This window comes from Yersinia sp. Marseille-Q3913 (assembly GCF_963892745.1).
In the GTDB taxonomy this organism is placed as follows: Bacteria; Pseudomonadota; Gammaproteobacteria; order Enterobacterales; family Enterobacteriaceae; genus Yersinia; species Yersinia bercovieri.
Genome location: NZ_CAWQAF010000066.1, coordinates 14,505 through 27,074, shown reverse-complemented (window position 1 = coordinate 27,074; position 12,570 = coordinate 14,505). Strand labels below are relative to the sequence as shown.

The window sequence follows — 12,570 nt, the reverse complement described above, 5'->3', positions numbered from 1 at the left end:
TTATCGTGAATCAGGGTGCCAAATGCGCCCTGATTGTCGTTTGCTTGCAGCGGCCTCGCAGAGGCGAGGTCCATGGATGGGCCGAGTAACGAGCGCAGCCAACACCCCTGCAACTTGAAAGATGACGGGCATATTAGACATAACCTGCAACGCGGAACAACCTCCGGCAATACTCCAAAAAGTAGCCATACGCCACACCCATCGCCATAGAAACCAAGGTATTACTAGTCACTGCTGTGGTGATTTGCTCAACATCAGCCCCTACTGACCACAAAATCAGCGCATAGACCGGTGACTGGAAACTGACGTATGCCAGTAGGTCTGCCAGATTTCTAGCCAAAATATGTTCTCCAGCATGACGATAGGCAAAGCGGATAAATGCATCTCGATACACACCATAAGGCCAGGCGATAAGGATATTGACTGGTATTGAGACCAGACGGGAAGAGAGCGATTGCTGGAAGGTCATTCCCGAGATCACTATTTCAATTATCATGCCGATGACAAAACAATACACCACGAGTGCGAAAGTATCGGCTGCGGCACTACGCAGACGGGACCCAGTTGAAAACATTGTCATTAACTCCCTACTTGGGGTAAAAATCTGCTAAAACGCTAATCAATGAGATTAATAGCAGGATTTATGTGTTGATCATAATTTAAATGTTAGCTGATTGTGTTGTTATTTTGCTTTCAGTGCAGTTTACAGTGCTATTGTTTGTAATATAACCAGCTTAAAATTTTTATTTTTAACATTTGCCTGATTTTTATACTTTCCACTGTGAGGAATAGGGCTTTTGGTGGTTTTTAAAATGGTGGTGTATCTATTTTTTATTTAAAAACAAAAGGTTATGATTTTGCTTTGATAGTGAGGAAAACGCATGGAATCTAAGTCAAATTTAAAGTAATCGATGAGAAAAAACTATTTTGCGGTATTTCCCTAATTTAAGATTTATCTGCCTGATGACATTCATATTTCGGTGATACCCCAAAATATGTACCAATAATTTATTTCAAAATAGATTAATCCTTGCGGCTTAATTGAAGTAAAATGCAGCGCCGATAACACTTGTTGTTTTCGAGGGTATTATTGTTTTGTCGTGGATTTTGCCACCGATTTGCGCTGTTTTTCCTTAGAGAAGCCAGCAGACGCGGGTTTTGTACTCAGTCAGTCGAATTTTAGACCGTATGTTTTTCATACTGAAAATGAGACATTCCTTGCAGAAGGAAATAATGAGTCAATTAATCGACAATTAATTATTTATTTAAGTAGCTGGAATTACTGGCGGAAAAATAGCCCGTTAATCATGACGTTAATTTCTATTTCAAGCACTAAAATAGCCCCTTCTACGAGATATATCTCAAAAACGGCCCATAAATATTGTCAAAGCGCCTCGGCTCTGGCTTGACAAGGTTTTCATACCATCCGTAAACTCTTTAATGTGGGAATTTGTGGGGTAAAGTGGCGAATTGGGTCATGAAGGGGTAACTCAGTCATGTTTCGTGGTGCAACGATGGTTAACCTCGACAGCAAAGGGCGGCTCGCCGTACCTACCCGTTATCGGGATTTGCTGAATGAGGAGTCGCAGGGCCAGATGGTCTGTACCATAGACCTTCACCAACCATGCCTGTTGCTTTATCCACTCCCTGAATGGGAAATAATTGAACAAAAATTATCTCGTCTGTCGAGCATGAACCCGGCTGAACGTCGGGTTCAACGTTTGCTGTTAGGACATGCCAGTGAATGTCAGATGGATGGCGCTGGGCGCTTACTGATTGCAGGAACATTGCGTCAGCACGCCGGGCTGAATAAAGAAGTGATGCTGGTTGGGCAGTTCAACAAGTTTGAGCTGTGGGATGAACAGACCTGGTATCAACAAGTCAAGGATGACATCGACGCAGAACAGTCGACTCAGGAACCACTGTCTGAGCGGCTACAGGACTTATCGCTATAAGCATGGTAGATAACAAAAAAATTGTAGATAACAACTACAAGCACACCAGCGTATTGCTGGATGAAGCCGTAAATGGCCTGAACATCCGCGATAACGGCATCTATATTGACGGAACTTTTGGCCGTGGTGGTCATTCGCGTCTGATTTTGTCCCAACTTGGGCCAGAAGGGCGCTTGATAGCGATCGATCGTGACCCACAAGCGATTGAAGCAGCAAAATCTATTACGGATCCGCGTTTCTCTATCGTACACGGTCCTTTTTCTGAATTGGCGCATTATGTGCGGGAATTGGATTTAGTGGGTCGCATTGACGGTATTTTGCTGGATCTCGGTGTGTCATCCCCGCAACTGGATGATCCTGAACGCGGTTTCTCGTTCATGCGTGACGGGCCGCTGGATATGCGGATGGACCCTACCCGTGGGTTGTCTGCCGCCGAGTGGCTGATGAAAGCCAGCGCTGATGATATCGCTTGGGTATTAAAAACCTTTGGTGAAGAGCGTTTCGCCAAGCGTCTGGCCAAGGCCATTGTTGAGCGTAACCTTACGCAGCCGATGACACGCACCAAAGAGCTGGCTGATTTGATTGCTAACGCCAGCCCATTCCGCGAGAAGCATAAACACCCGGCGACCCGCAGTTTCCAGGCTATTCGCATCTATATTAACAGTGAGTTAGAAGAAATTGAGCGCGCACTGGATGGCGCTCATGAAGTGCTGGCAGACGAAGGCCGTTTGTCAGTGATTAGCTTCCACTCCCTTGAAGACCGCATTGTGAAGAACTTTATCCGTCAACGCAGCCGTGGGCCACAGGTTCCGGCGGGATTGCCATTGACGGAAGCGCAGTTACGCAGCATGGGCGGGCGCACGATGAAATCTATTGGCAAGATGATGCCAGCGGATGCTGAAGTGGCTGAAAACCCACGAGCACGTAGCTCAGTATTACGCTTTGCCGAGAGGATTAAAGAGTGATAGGCAACGAACGCCACGGTTTAGTTGGGGTTATCGGCGGGGACTTACTCCGCAATGCGAAGCTCCCGTTAATTTTACTGGTCGCGGTGTTGGTGTCTGCCATTTTTGTTGTGACCACCGCCCACCGTACGCGCTTGTTAACCGCTGAGCGCGAGCAGTTGGTGCTGGAGCGGGATGCGTTGGATATCGAGTGGCGCAACCTGATTCTGGAAGAGAACGCATTGGGTGACCACAGCCGTGTTGAAAGTATCGCAACTGATAAACTGAAGATGCAACATGTTGATCCATCACAAGAAAATATTGTGGTTCAACAATAGGTTTTTCTAATAATAAGGAATTAGTCGCCACCATGACTCTACGTTGCCAAGGTAACGCATGAAAGCAGCGCGCCCCGGGAAGTTAAAGCGCCAAGAAGAACAAGCCAGCTTTATTAGCTGGCGTTTTGCGTTGCTGTGCGGCTGTATTTTATTGGCATTGGTCGGGTTGATGTTGCGCACGGCCTACCTGCAAGTGATCAACCCTGACAAGCTGGTGCGCGAGGGCGATATGCGCTCGCTGCGGGTACAAGCAGTGCCAACAGCCCGTGGCATGATCAGCGACCGCTCAGGCCGCCCATTGGCAGTCAGCGTACCGGTTAATGCGGTTTGGGCCGACCCGAAAGAGCTCACCGAGCGCGGCGGCATTACGCTGGATACGCGCTGGAAAGCGCTGTCTGACGCACTGGAAATCCCGTTAGATCAATTGGCAACGCGGATAAATGCCAATCCCAAAGGGCGCTTTGTCTATTTGGCCCGTCAGGTTAACCCCGCCATTGGCGACTATATCCATAAGCTGAAATTACCCGGCATCTATTTGCGCCAAGAATCCCGCCGCTACTATCCAGCAGGTCAGGTGATGGCACACATTATTGGCGTAACCAATATTGATAGCCAAGGCATTGAAGGCGTAGAGAAAAGTTTTGACCGCTGGCTCACAGGGCAACCCGGCGAGCGTACGGTGCGTAAAGACCGCTATGGCCGCGTCATTGAGGATATCTCTTCCGTTGATAGCCAGGCGGCACATAATCTGGTGTTGAGTGTTGATGAGCGCTTGCAGGCGCTGGTGTATCGTGAACTAAACAATGCGGTGGCATTCAACAAAGCAGAATCAGGTACGGCGGTGCTGGTGGATGTGAATACCGGCGAAGTGCTGGCGATGGCGAACAGCCCCTCCTACAACCCGAATAACCTGACCGGTACGCCGAAAGATGCCATGCGTAACCGGGCAATAACCGATATTTTTGAACCCGGCTCGACAGTTAAGCCAATGGTAGTCATGACGGCATTGCAGCACGGCGTAGTGAAAGAGAACAGCGTGCTGAACACCTTGCCGTACTTTGTTAACGGTCACCAGATTAAAGACGTGGCCCGTTACGCAGAGCTATCCGTGACCGGGATCTTGCAGAAGTCGAGTAACGTCGGTGTTTCTAAACTGGCGTTAGCGATGCCATCCTCAGCTTTGGTAGATACTTATTCAAAGTTTGGGTTTGGGAAAGCGACCAATTTGGGGTTGGTCGGAGAGAGCAGTGGCTTATATCCTAAAAAACAACGGTGGTCTGACATAGAGAGGGCCACCTTCTCTTTCGGCTACGGGCTAATGGTAACACCGTTACAGCTAGCGCGAGTCTATGCAACCATCGGCAGCATGGGGATCTATCGCCCGCTGTCGATCACCAAAGTTGACCCGCCAGTGGCTGGTGAGCGCATTTTCCCTGAACCGCTGGTACGCACCGTGGTTCATATGATGGAGAGTGTGGCACTTCCCGGCGGCGGGGGCACCAAAGCAGCCATCAAAGGTTACCGTATCGCCATTAAAACCGGTACGGCCAAGAAAGTTGGCCCGGATGGCAAATATATGGACCGATACCTCGCTTACACCGCAGGCGTTGCGCCCGCGAGTAACCCTCGATTTGCTCTGGTTGTGGTCATCAATGACCCGCAGGCAGGGAAATATTACGGTGGTGCGGTTTCTGCACCGGTATTCGGTGCCATCATGGGCGGCGTATTGCGCACCATGAACATTGAGCCAGATGCGTTACCCACTGGTGATAAAAGCGAATTAGTGATTAATACAAAAGAGGGTTCAGGTGGCAGATCGTAACTTGCGCGACTTACTCGCTCCTTGGGGGCTAGACCTCCCGGAGCGTGCGCTACGGGAAATGACATTAGACAGCCGTGTTGCCGCTGCTGGGGATCTGTTTGTTGCCATTGTTGGCCACCAGACGGACGGGCGTCGCTATATCCCGCAAGCCATCGCACAAGGTGTGGCGGCAATTGTGGCCGAAGCCGATGGTGTGGCACCGGATGCCAGTGTTGCAGAGATACATGGCGTTCCTGTTATTTATTTGCGTAATTTGAATCAGCACTTATCCACGCTGGCGGGGCAGTTTTACCATCAACCGGGCGCGGCACTCCGTTTGGTTGGCGTGACCGGGACTAACGGCAAAACCACCACCAGCCAATTACTGGCGCAATGGAGTCAGGCGCTGGGCGAAACCAGTGCGGTGATGGGGACAGTTGGCAATGGTTTATTAGGGCAGGTGATCCCGACGGAAAATACCACCGGCTCAGCGGTTGATATCCAACATTTGCTGCGCAATCTGGTCGATCAAGGGGCTACTTTTGCGGCGATGGAGGTCTCTTCCCACGGTTTGATTCAAAATCGCGTTGCCGCATTGCCGTTTGCCGCCGCAGTGTTCACCAACTTGAGCCGCGATCATCTGGATTACCACGGCAATATGGCGAGTTACGAGGCGGCAAAATGGTTGCTGTTCTCCACCCATCAATCCGAACACAAAATTATCAATGCTGATGACGAAGTCGGTCGCCGCTGGTTAAGCCAGTTGCCACAAACTGTCGCCGTCAGCATGGAAGGGCATGTTCCTGCGGGCTGGAAAGGCCCGTGGCTATCCACCAGCCAGGTGGAGTATCACGATAATGGCGCGAGTATCGCCTTTGACTCCAGTTGGGGCGAAGGTCAGCTAGAGAGCCGCCTGATGGGGGCATTTAACGTCAGTAATTTGCTGGTGGCACTGTCAACGCTACTCTCATTGGGCTACCCGTTAGCACAACTTTTAGCCGCCGCCCCTCATCTGCAACCGGTTTGCGGGCGGATGGAAGTATTTAACGCGCCGGGTAAACCTACGGTCGTGGTGGATTATGCCCATACGCCGGATGCGCTGGAAAAAGCGCTGGTAGCAGCCCGTTTACATTGTAAAGGGCAGTTGTGGTGTGTGTTTGGTTGCGGTGGTGATCGTGACAAAGGTAAGCGCCCACTTATGGGCGGCATCGCGGAACAGCTTGCGGATAGGGTGGTCGTCACTGACGATAACCCGCGTAGCGAAGAGCCGCAGGCAATTGTGGCCGATATCCTCAGCGGCTTACTGGATGCCGGACATGCGCTGGCGATCCATGGCCGTGCTGAAGCGGTAACCAGTGCCATTATGCAAGCCAAAGAGGACGACGTTGTTCTGATCGCGGGCAAAGGGCACGAAGATTATCAATTGGTTGGCAATCGCCGGCTGGATTACTCCGACCGCGTCACTGTCGCGCGTTTGTTGGGGGTGGTGGCATGATTAAGGTCTCACTGCATTTCTTGTCCGAGCTGCTTAACGCCGAGTTTATTGCCAGTGATAAAGGCGGCAATAACATCGAGATCACCGAAGTGACCATTGATACCCGTAAGGTCACGGCAGGTTATCTGTTTGTGGCGCTGAAAGGCGAACGTTTTGATGGGCATGATTTCGCAGAAGATGCTGTTACCTCTGGTGCTGGCGCTTTGCTGGTAAGTAAACGCTTACTGGTGGGGGCGCCACAATTAGTGGTTAAAGACACCCGTCTGGCGCTGGGGCAGCTTGCGGCCTGGGTTCGCCAGCAAGTGCCTGCTCGCGTGGTGGCCTTAACCGGCTCATCAGGTAAAACCTCAGTCAAAGAGATGACGGCGGCTATTTTGCGCCAATGCGGCAAGGTGCTGTATACCGCCGGCAACTTTAATAACGATATCGGTGTGCCGCTGACTCTACTGCGTTTGACGCCAGAATATGATTTTGCGGTTATTGAATTGGGTGCCAACCATGTGGGTGAAATTGCCTACACCACGGATTTAAGCCGCCCGGAAAGCGCCTTGGTTAACAATTTAGCTGCCGCGCATCTGGAAGGTTTTGGCTCTCTGGCCGGCGTGGCGCAAGCCAAAGGTGAGATTTTTGCTGGATTGCCGGCTAACGGCACCGCAATTATTAATGCTGACAGCAACGACTGGCCTCACTGGCAGGAAACTCTGCATAACAAGCGGGTCTGGCGTTTTGCTCCTCAGGCAGCAGAAGATATCGATTTTTATGCCACTGACCTGCAAATCACCCCGCTGGTGACGCATTTCACTCTGCACTCGCCATTTGGCACTGTCGCCATTGAGCTGCCACTACCGGGGCGGCATAACATTGCCAATGGGCTAGCCGCAGCGGCATTAGCCATGTCGGTTGGGGCTGATTTAGCGGCGGTTCGCCAGGGGCTGATGCAGTTACAGGCCGTACCGGGGCGCTTATTCCCCATTCAACTCGCCGCTGGCAAGTTGCTGCTGGATGACACTTACAACGCCAATGTGGGTTCCATGACCGCCGCGGCGCAGGTGCTGGCAGAAATGCCGGGCTACCGTGTCATGGTGGTTGGCGATATGGGTGAGTTGGGCGATACCGCGATTGATTGCCATCGTCAGGTCGGTGAAGCCGCGAAACAAGTGGGTATCGATAAAGTGCTGAGTGTCGGCACGTTAAGTCAGACACTTAGCGACGCTAGCGGCAACGGCGAACATTTTCAGGATAAGAGCGCATTGGCAGCCCGTGTTAGCGAACTGCTGAACGAACATCCGGTTATCACAGTTTTAATTAAAGGTTCACGTAGCGCCGCCATGGAAAATGTCGTGCGTGCGTTACAGGAGAAGGCATCATGTTAGTTTGGTTGGCTGAATATTTAGTGAAATTTTACTCGGGTTTTAATGTCTTTTCCTATTTGACGTTCCGAGCCATCGTCAGTCTGTTGACTGCATTAGTGATCTCATTGTGGATGGGGCCGCACCTGATTGCTTATTTGCAGAAACTGCAAATTGGCCAGGTGGTGCGTAACGATGGGCCAGAGTCACATTTCAGTAAACGCGGCACGCCGACCATGGGCGGCCTGATGATTCTGTTCTCCATTACTATTTCAGTTCTGATGTGGGCTTACCCATCCAACCCCTATGTCTGGTGTGTGCTATTCATTTTGGTGGGCTATGGCATCGTCGGTTTCATTGACGATTATCGTAAAGTGGTACGTAAAGACACCAAGGGCTTGATCGCCCGCTGGAAGTACTTTTGGCAGTCGATAATTGCACTGGCAGCGGCATTTGCCATGTACAGCATCGGCAAAGATACCCCAGCCACCGAGTTGGTGGTGCCGTTCTTCAAAGACATCATGCCGCAACTGGGCCTGCTCTATATCTTGCTGGCGTACTTCGTGATTGTCGGCACCAGCAATGCGGTCAACCTGACTGATGGGCTGGATGGTCTGGCAATTATGCCGACCGTTTTCGTGGCGGGCGGCTTTGCACTGGTTGCCTGGGCGACCGGTAACGTGAACTTTGCGGCCTACCTGCATATTCCTTATCTGCGCCACGCGGGTGAACTGGTGATTGTCTGTACCGCCATTGTCGGCGCAGGGCTGGGCTTCCTATGGTTTAACACCTATCCGGCGCAGGTCTTTATGGGTGATGTCGGCTCGTTAGCATTGGGCGGCGCACTCGGCACCATCGCAGTATTGCTGCGCCAAGAGTTCTTATTAGTGATTATGGGCGGCGTGTTCGTGGTTGAAACACTGTCGGTCATCTTGCAGGTAGGGTCCTTTAAGTTACGTGGGCAGCGCATTTTCCGTATGGCGCCGATCCATCACCATTACGAACTTAAAGGCTGGCCGGAACCACGAGTCATCGTGCGCTTCTGGATTATTTCGCTGATGCTGGTGCTGATTGGCCTGGCGACGCTGAAGGTGCGGTAATTATGGTTGATTATCAGGGTAAAAAAGTCGTCATTATCGGGCTGGGGCTAACCGGCCTCTCCTGCGTTGATTTCTTTATGGCGCGCGGTGTGACGCCGCGTGTGATGGATACCCGAATCAACCCTGCTGGGCTGGATAAATTACCCGAAAGTATCGAGCGCCATGTCGGTGACCTGAATGCGCAGTGGCTGTTAGATGCTGATTTAATTGTCGCCAGCCCCGGTATTGCACTGGCGCATCCGGCGTTAAGTGATGCCGCTGATGCGGGCGTTGAAATTGTCGGTGATATCGAACTGTTCTGCCGTGAGAATCAAGCTCCGGTGGTAGCGATTACTGGCTCTAACGGCAAAAGCACCGTGACCACCTTGGTAGGCGAGATGGCGAAAGCAGCGGGTTGGCAGGTTGGCGTCGGTGGCAACATCGGCGTTCCGGCCCTCACGCTGTTGAAACAAGAGAACCAATTAGTGGTGTTAGAGCTATCCAGCTTCCAGTTGGAAACCACTTCGAGCTTGCGGGCTAGTGCGGCCACCATACTGAACGTCACGGAAGATCACACTGATCGTTATCCGTTCGGTTTGCAGCAATATCGCGCAGCTAAACTGCGAGTGTATGAAAACGCTAAAGTTTGTGTCGTGAATGCCGATGACGCGCTGACTATGCCGGTGCGTGGTGCTGATAGCCGCTGCATCAGCTTTGGGGTTGATGTCGGTGATTACCACCTCAACAAGCAGCAGGGCGAAATCTGGCTGCGAGTGCGGGGTGAGAAAGTGTTGAATACCCGTGAGATGAAACTCACCGGGCGTCATAACTACACCAATGCGCTGGCGGCGTTGGCGCTGGCTGATGCCGTGGGTATCCCGCGCTCATCCAGCTTGAAAGCATTGACGACATTTACCGGTCTGCCACACCGCTTTCAACTGGTGTTTGAGCACCATGGCGTGCGCTGGATTAATGATTCGAAAGCCACCAACGTGGGCAGCACTGAAGCGGCGTTAGATGGTTTACAGGTGGATGGCACCTTGCATTTATTGCTGGGCGGCGATGGCAAATCCGCTGATTTCTCTGGATTGACGCGCTTTTTGCAAGGCAACCACATCAAGATTTACTGCTTTGGCCGTGATGGTGAAGAACTGGCTGAACTGCGCCCTGAAGTCTCCCAATTGACCGAGACAATGGAGCAGGCAATGGTGCTGCTGTCGAAGAGTCTGGCACCGGGCGACATGGTGTTGTTGTCACCTGCTTGCGCCAGTCTGGACCAATTCCGCAGCTTCGAGCAACGTGGTGATGAGTTTGCTCGTCTGGCAGAGGAGTTGGGCTGATGCGTATGCCGGGGCTGGGGCTGTTTAACAGCGTAAAGCATTTTGTGATGGGATCGCGGGAGAGCGACACCACCAGCATGGTGCTTTACGACAGAACCTTGCTGTGGCTGACATTCGGTCTGGCGATTATCGGTTTTGTGATGGTGACATCGGCCTCAATGCCGATTGGTCAGCGTCTGGCCAGTGACCCATTCCTGTTTGCTAAACGTGACGCGCTCTATCTGGCGCTGGCGTTCGGTCTGTCACTGGTGACGTTGCGCATCCCGATGGCGGTCTGGCAGCGCTACAGTAATGTTATGTTATTGATTTCGCTTGTGATGCTACTGGTGGTGTTGGTTGTGGGTAGCTCGGTCAACGGGGCATCACGCTGGATTGCTTTGGGGCCGCTACGTATTCAGCCCGCAGAGTTATCCAAGCTGTCGCTATTTTGTTATTTGGCGAGCTATTTGGTACGTAAGGTTGAGGAGGTCCGCAGCAACTTTTGGGGCTTCTGTAAACCGATGGGTGTGATGGTCATTCTGGCGGTGTTATTGCTGGCGCAGCCCGATTTAGGCACCGTGGTGGTGCTGTTTGTTACCACACTGGCGATGCTGTTTTTGGCTGGGGCCAAAATGTGGCAGTTTCTGGCGATTATCGGCTCTGGTGTCTTTGCGGTTTGTCTGCTGATTGTTGCCGAACCCTACCGTATGCGTCGTGTCACCTCATTCTGGAACCCGTGGGCTGATCCGTTCGGCAGCGGATACCAGTTAACTCAGTCGCTGATGGCTTTTGGGCGCGGTGAATTCTGGGGGCAGGGCCTGGGGAATTCAGTGCAGAAACTGGAGTATTTACCGGAAGCGCATACCGATTTCATTTTCTCGATTTTAGGTGAAGAGCTCGGGTATTTCGGTGTGGTTCTTGCATTGTTAATGGTATTCTTCGTCGCTTTTCGTGCTATGTCCATTGGGCGTCGCGCATTAGAGATAGATCAGCGATTTTCTGGCTTTTTGGCCTGTTCGATCGGCGTCTGGTTTAGTTTTCAGGCACTGGTTAACGTTGGGGCTGCGGCTGGGATGTTGCCGACCAAAGGTTTGACATTGCCACTGATCAGTTACGGTGGTTCGAGCCTGATTATTATGTCAACCGCGATAGTGCTGTTGTTACGTATTGATTTTGAAACACGTTTGGCAAAAGCCCAGGCGTTTGTAAGGAGTGCCCGATGAGTGGGAAGACCAAGCGTTTAATGGTGATGGCCGGTGGCACTGGGGGGCATGTCTTCCCCGGATTGGCCGTGGCACATCATCTGATGGCGCAAGGCTGGCAGGTGCGTTGGTTAGGCACCGCAGACCGAATGGAAGCGTCATTGGTACCCCAACATGGCATTGAGATCGATTTTATCCAGATTTCTGGTTTGCGTGGCAAGGGGCTGATGGCCCAACTGACGGCACCGGTGCGAATTTATCGTGCGGTTCGTCAGGCGAAGAAAATCATGCGTGATTATCAGCCTGATGTGGTGCTGGGTATGGGGGGGTATGTTTCCGGCCCCGGTGGTTTAGCGGCATGGCTGTGTGGTATCCCGGTGGTATTACATGAGCAAAACGGTATTGCGGGTTTGACCAACCGCTGGCTGGCGCGCATTGCGAAGCGGGTTTTGCAGGCATTTCCGGGCGCATTTCCCGATGCCGATGTGGTGGGTAATCCGGTTCGTACCGACGTGTTGGCATTACCATTGCCAGCCGAGCGCCTGGCGGGCCGTGAGGGGCCGATTCGCGTATTGGTTATTGGTGGCAGTCAGGGCGCACGGGTACTGAATCAAACCATGCCGCAGGTTGCCGCGACACTGGGTGAGCAGGTAACTGTTTGGCATCAGGTGGGTAAAGGCGCGCTGCCCGACGTACTGCAGGCTTACCAGCAAGCAGGGCAGGGCGATAAACATCAAGTTGTCGAGTTTATCGATGATATGGCTGCCGCCTATGCCTGGGCTGATGTGGTGGTTTGCCGCTCAGGTGCACTGACCGTCAGCGAAGTGGCTGCCGCAGGGTTACCGGCGATTTTTGTGCCATTTCAGCATAAAGATCGGCAGCAGTACTGGAATGCCTTGCCGCTGGAAAAAGCGGGCGCTGCCAAAATTATCGAGCAGCCGCAATTTACCGCGCAAGCTGTTAGCAGCCTACTGGCTGAGTGGGATCGCACGACTTTATTGACGATGGCTGAACGGGCAAGAACCGTGGCCATTCCTGACGCGACAGAGCGCGTGGCGGCTGAAGTGGTCGCTGCCAGTAAGTGAAAT

General features: G+C 52.2%; 11 protein-coding genes. 10 read left to right on the top strand and 1 reads right to left on the bottom strand.

The features are described from left to right. Positions 1 to 133 precede the first annotated feature (133 nt). On the bottom strand, positions 134 to 574 hold the full coding sequence (locus tag AACW11_RS17390) for an L-alanine exporter AlaE (protein WP_212584937.1): 441 nt from the start codon (positions 572 to 574) through the stop codon (positions 134 to 136). Positions 575 to 1,496: 922 nt separating this feature from the next. Between AACW11_RS17390 and mraZ the strand changes: the two genes are divergently transcribed. From mraZ to murG, 10 genes are read left to right on the top strand one after another with little or no spacing between them, the layout of a single operon-like run. After that, positions 1,497 to 1,955 carry a division/cell wall cluster transcriptional repressor MraZ gene (gene mraZ, locus AACW11_RS17385; RefSeq protein ID WP_004875568.1) on the top strand — a complete coding sequence of 153 codons (459 nt, stop codon included), beginning with the start codon at positions 1,497 to 1,499 and terminating at the stop codon, positions 1,953 to 1,955. A gap of 2 nt (positions 1,956 to 1,957) precedes the next feature. Then, complete coding sequence (gene rsmH / locus AACW11_RS17380) at positions 1,958 to 2,920, top strand: 16S rRNA (cytosine(1402)-N(4))-methyltransferase RsmH (RefSeq protein ID WP_005275251.1); 963 nt, start codon at positions 1,958 to 1,960, stop codon at positions 2,918 to 2,920. Continuing rightward, positions 2,917 to 3,237 carry a cell division protein FtsL gene (gene ftsL / locus AACW11_RS17375; RefSeq protein WP_212584936.1) on the top strand — a complete coding sequence of 107 codons (321 nt, stop codon included), beginning with the start codon at positions 2,917 to 2,919 and terminating at the stop codon, positions 3,235 to 3,237. The genes rsmH and ftsL overlap by 4 nt, the downstream gene beginning before the upstream one ends. A 58-nt stretch (positions 3,238 to 3,295) precedes the next feature. Further along, a complete protein-coding gene (locus AACW11_RS17370) occupies positions 3,296 to 5,059 on the top strand; it encodes a peptidoglycan glycosyltransferase FtsI (protein WP_212584935.1) in 1,764 nt (587 codons plus the stop codon). Further along, positions 5,046 to 6,533 (top strand): UDP-N-acetylmuramoyl-L-alanyl-D-glutamate--2,6-diaminopimelate ligase, encoded by a 1,488-nt coding sequence (murE, locus tag AACW11_RS17365; protein WP_212584934.1) that lies wholly within the window; start codon positions 5,046 to 5,048, stop codon positions 6,531 to 6,533. The genes AACW11_RS17370 and murE overlap by 14 nt, the downstream gene beginning before the upstream one ends. Then, positions 6,530 to 7,906: a UDP-N-acetylmuramoyl-tripeptide--D-alanyl-D-alanine ligase gene (gene murF, locus AACW11_RS17360; RefSeq protein ID WP_212584933.1), complete on the top strand. Its 1,377-nt coding sequence runs from the start codon at positions 6,530 to 6,532 to the stop codon at positions 7,904 to 7,906. Before murE ends, murF begins: the two co-directional genes overlap by 4 nt. Beyond that, the gene (mraY, locus tag AACW11_RS17355) at positions 7,900 to 8,982 is read left to right on the top strand and encodes a phospho-N-acetylmuramoyl-pentapeptide-transferase (protein WP_032814707.1); all 1,083 of its coding nucleotides are present in this window, start codon (positions 7,900 to 7,902) and stop codon (positions 8,980 to 8,982) included. Before murF ends, mraY begins: the two co-directional genes overlap by 7 nt. A 2-nt stretch (positions 8,983 to 8,984) precedes the next feature. Continuing rightward, the gene (murD, locus tag AACW11_RS17350; RefSeq protein ID WP_212584932.1) at positions 8,985 to 10,301 is read left to right on the top strand and encodes a UDP-N-acetylmuramoyl-L-alanine--D-glutamate ligase; all 1,317 of its coding nucleotides are present in this window, start codon (positions 8,985 to 8,987) and stop codon (positions 10,299 to 10,301) included. After that, positions 10,301 to 11,503: a cell division protein FtsW gene (gene ftsW / locus AACW11_RS17345; RefSeq protein ID WP_212584931.1), complete on the top strand. Its 1,203-nt coding sequence runs from the start codon at positions 10,301 to 10,303 to the stop codon at positions 11,501 to 11,503. The genes murD and ftsW overlap by 1 nt, the downstream gene beginning before the upstream one ends. Further along, positions 11,500 to 12,567, top strand: a complete 1,068-nt coding sequence (gene murG / locus AACW11_RS17340; protein ID WP_212584930.1) for an undecaprenyldiphospho-muramoylpentapeptide beta-N-acetylglucosaminyltransferase — start codon at positions 11,500 to 11,502, stop codon at positions 12,565 to 12,567. The genes ftsW and murG overlap by 4 nt, the downstream gene beginning before the upstream one ends. The last annotated feature ends 3 nt before the right edge of the window (positions 12,568 to 12,570 follow it).

What these genes read in the sequence shown, in the direction of transcription:
- AACW11_RS17390 (WP_212584937.1), bottom strand. Translation starts at nt 574, where the DNA reads ATGTTTTCAACTGGGTCCCGTCTGCGTAGTGCCGCAGCCGATACTTTC.
- mraZ (WP_004875568.1), top strand. Translation starts at nt 1,497, where the DNA reads ATGTTTCGTGGTGCAACGATGGTTAACCTCGACAGCAAAGGGCGGCTC.
- rsmH (WP_005275251.1), top strand. Translation starts at nt 1,958, where the DNA reads ATGGTAGATAACAAAAAAATTGTAGATAACAACTACAAGCACACCAGC.
- AACW11_RS17370 (WP_212584935.1), top strand. Translation starts at nt 3,296, where the DNA reads ATGAAAGCAGCGCGCCCCGGGAAGTTAAAGCGCCAAGAAGAACAAGCC.
- murF (WP_212584933.1), top strand. Translation starts at nt 6,530, where the DNA reads ATGATTAAGGTCTCACTGCATTTCTTGTCCGAGCTGCTTAACGCCGAG.
- mraY (WP_032814707.1), top strand. Translation starts at nt 7,900, where the DNA reads ATGTTAGTTTGGTTGGCTGAATATTTAGTGAAATTTTACTCGGGTTTT.
- murD (WP_212584932.1), top strand. Translation starts at nt 8,985, where the DNA reads ATGGTTGATTATCAGGGTAAAAAAGTCGTCATTATCGGGCTGGGGCTA.
- ftsW (WP_212584931.1), top strand. Translation starts at nt 10,301, where the DNA reads ATGCGTATGCCGGGGCTGGGGCTGTTTAACAGCGTAAAGCATTTTGTG.
- murG (WP_212584930.1), top strand. Translation starts at nt 11,500, where the DNA reads ATGAGTGGGAAGACCAAGCGTTTAATGGTGATGGCCGGTGGCACTGGG.